At 67.3% G+C, this 1,898-nt stretch carries 2 protein-coding genes; both read left to right on the forward strand.

The features are described 5' to 3' along the window. Window positions 1-285 (forward strand): transposase (locus ACK42S_RS17810; RefSeq protein ID WP_409710769.1); only part of this gene is annotated, 285 nt, incomplete at its 5' end. A 62-nt stretch (window positions 286-347) separates the two neighbouring features. Further along, the coding region (locus ACK42S_RS17815; RefSeq protein WP_409710772.1) for a capsular polysaccharide biosynthesis protein at window positions 348-1,898 on the forward strand (1,551 nt) is incomplete at its 3' end.

The following is a 1,898-nucleotide window of genomic DNA, read 5'->3' on the forward strand; positions in this document are numbered from 1 at the left end:
CAGGCCATCGAGCCGGTCATCGGGCACTTGAAGCAGGATCACCGCATGGACAGGTGCCACCTCAAGGGCGAGCAGGGTGACCGGCTGCACGCGGTGCTGTGCGCGGCGGGCTACAACATCAAGTGGCTGCTGCGCATGATCACGAAGAAGGGCGTGCCCTTCTTGAGGAGCGTCTTTTTGCGCCTCATCGCCGCAGTGCGGTTGATTGGGCATTTGCTCCTCCCGCAGCGGCCAACCGGCATCAGCGGCGTCAACCCGGCCCCGCTGGGCCTGCGGGCGGCTTGAACATGAATTTTTCAGGGACGACCAATTACCGCATTCGAAAATTGGCAATCCTCACGAGGAGGATGAAAGGTATAAGCACTTTGTCGGCCTTGCTCGATGACTTCGAGCTACGGCTGAGCCGCCGGCCCTCGCCGCGGGGACTTGACGGCGTGCTGGCCTGGGGCCGCAAGCCCAGCGCCCGTGTGGCCGAGGCCTTCGCGGCCCGCCACGGTTTGCCGGTGTGGCGGGTGGAGGACGGCTTCTTGCGCTCGGTGGGGCTGGGCCACACCGACCCGCCGTTGTCGCTGGTGCTGGACGACCTGGGCATTTATTACGATGCCGGCACCCCGTCGCGGCTTGAGGCTTTGGTGCTGGCCCCGCATGATGAAGCGCAGCGGGCCCGGGCACGGGCACGGGCGCTGCAGGCGCTGTGGCGCGAGGGGCGGCTGTCGAAATACAACCACGCCCGCGAGGTGCCGCTGCCGGTGGGCGGGCCCTTCGTGCTGGTGGTGGACCAGACCTTCGGCGATGCCTCCATCGCCTTCGGCCAGGCGGGGCCGCAGCACTTTGCCCGCATGCTGGAAGCCGCGTTGGACGAGCACCCCACGCTGCCGGTGATGCTGAAAGTGCATCCGGATGTGATCTCCGGGCGCAAGCGCGGGCACTTCCAGGGACTGACGGCTGGCCAGGCCGCACGGGTGACGGTGTTGGCCACCGACGCCCACCCCTGCGGCGCGCTGGAGCGGGCGCAGGCAGTGTACACCGTCACTTCCCAGCTGGGTTTCGAAGCCTTGTTGTGGGGGCGGCCGGTGCGCTGTTTCGGCATGCCGTTTTACGCCGGGTGGGGGCTGACGGCCGATGAACAACCTGCTCCGTTGCGACGCCGCCCTGTGGCGCTGGAAGACCTCGTCCACGCCGCCCTGGTGGAGTATCCACGCTATCTTGACCCGGAAACCGGCCAGCGCTGTGAGCCCGAGCGCTTGATGCGCTGGATGGCCTTGCAGCGCCGCATGCGCGAGCGGTTTCCGCAGCAGGTGTACGCTTTGGGCTTTTCGCGCTGGAAGAAACCGATCGTGCGCGCCTTCTTCGGCGGCAGCGAGGTGCGCTTCGTCAGGCGGGCTGAGCAGGTGCCCATGGCGGCCACCGTGGCCGTATGGGGGCGTCGCCCGGTACCAGAAGCACGAGAACGAAAAATCGACGTGGTGCGCCTGGAAGACGGTTTTTTGCGCTCGGTGGGCCTGGGGGCCGATTTGGTGCGCCCCCTGTCGTGGGTGATGGACGGACGCGGCCTCTATTACGACGCCAGTGCGCCGTCGGACCTGGAGCACCTGCTGGCCACCGTGCAGTTCGACGAGGCGCTGCTGGCCCGCGCGCGCGCTTTGCGCGAGCGCATCATCGCGCATGGCGTGACCAAGTACAACGTGGGTCATGGCGGCTGGCAGCGCCCTGCAGGCGCCCGCCGAGTGGTACTGGTGCCTGGACAGGTGGAAAGCGATGCGGCCATCGCTCTGGGGGCGCCTGGTTTACGCACCAACGTAGGGCTGCTGCAAGCGGTGCGCAAGGCCAAACCGGAAGCGTACGTGGTGTACAAGCCCCACCCCGACGTGGTGGCCCGGATGCGCCAGGAAGGACAA

It is taken from the genome of Caldimonas sp., assembly GCF_046289365.1.
In the GTDB taxonomy this organism is placed as follows: Bacteria; Pseudomonadota; Gammaproteobacteria; order Burkholderiales; family Burkholderiaceae_C; genus Caldimonas.